Here is a 1,078-nt window from a genome sequence, read left to right on the forward strand (position 1 = left end):
CGTCGATCGTCGAAAACATCGACATTGGCGGGCCGGCGATGATCCGCGCCTCGGCCAAGAACCACGCCTATGTCGCCATCGTCACCGACCCCGGCGATTACGCCTCGGTGCTGAATGCGCTGGAGATGAACATCGGCTCGCTGTCGCTGGATTTCCGCAAGAAGCTGGCCGCCAAGGCCTTCGCCCGCACCGCCAGCTATGACGCGGCGATCTCCGGCTGGTTCGCCGAAGCGCTCGAGATCGAACATCCGACATGGCGCGCCTTTGGCGGCAGGTTGGTCGAGGTGATGCGCTATGGCGAGAACCCGCATCAGAGCGCCGGCTTCTACGTCAACGGCGACAAGCGCCCGGGCGTCGCCACGGCGCGCCAGCTGCAGGGCAAGCAGCTATCCTACAACAACATCAACGACACCGACGCCGCCTTCGAACTGGTCGGCGAGTTCGACCCCGACCTTTCCGCCGCCGTCGCCATCATCAAGCACGCCAATCCGTGCGGCGTTGCCGAAGGCGACTCGCTGAAAGCCGCCTACGCCAAGGCGCTGGCCTGCGACCCGGTCTCGGCCTTCGGCGGCATCATCGCCGTCAACCGCACCCTCGACGCCGAGGCGGCGGAAGAGATCGTAAAAACCTTCACCGAGGTAATCATCGCGCCCGGCGCCACCGACGAGGCAGCGGCCATCGTGGCGGCGAAAAAGAATTTGCGCCTGCTGGTCACCGGTGGGCTGCCGGACCCGCGCACGCCGGGTACGACGGTCAAATCCGTCGCCGGCGGCCTGCTCATCCAGGGCCGGGACAACGCCGTCGTCGACGACCTCGAACTGAAAGTGGTGACCAAGCGGGCGCCGACGCCGGCCGAAATGGCCGACCTGAAATTCGCCTTCCGCATCGCCAAGCACGTCAAGTCCAACGCCATCGTCTACGTCAGGGACGGCGCCACCGTCGGCATCGGCGCCGGCCAGATGAGCCGGGTCGATTCCTCACGCATCGCCGCCCGCAAGGCACTCGACGCCGCCGAGGCCGCGGGCCTTGCCGAACCGCTGACCAAGGGCTCGGTCGTCGCCTCCGACGCCTTCTTCCC

General features: G+C 66.9%; 1 protein-coding gene. It reads left to right on the forward strand.

What is annotated here, in order from left to right; translation table 11 throughout:
• Positions 1-1,078: bifunctional phosphoribosylaminoimidazolecarboxamide formyltransferase/IMP cyclohydrolase (gene purH / locus EN984_RS35685; protein WP_127384411.1), on the forward strand; the 1,078-nt coding region annotated here is incomplete at both ends.

It is taken from the genome of Mesorhizobium sp. M7A.F.Ca.CA.004.12.1.1 (genome assembly GCF_003997835.1).
Taxonomy (GTDB): Bacteria; Pseudomonadota; Alphaproteobacteria; order Rhizobiales; family Rhizobiaceae; genus Mesorhizobium.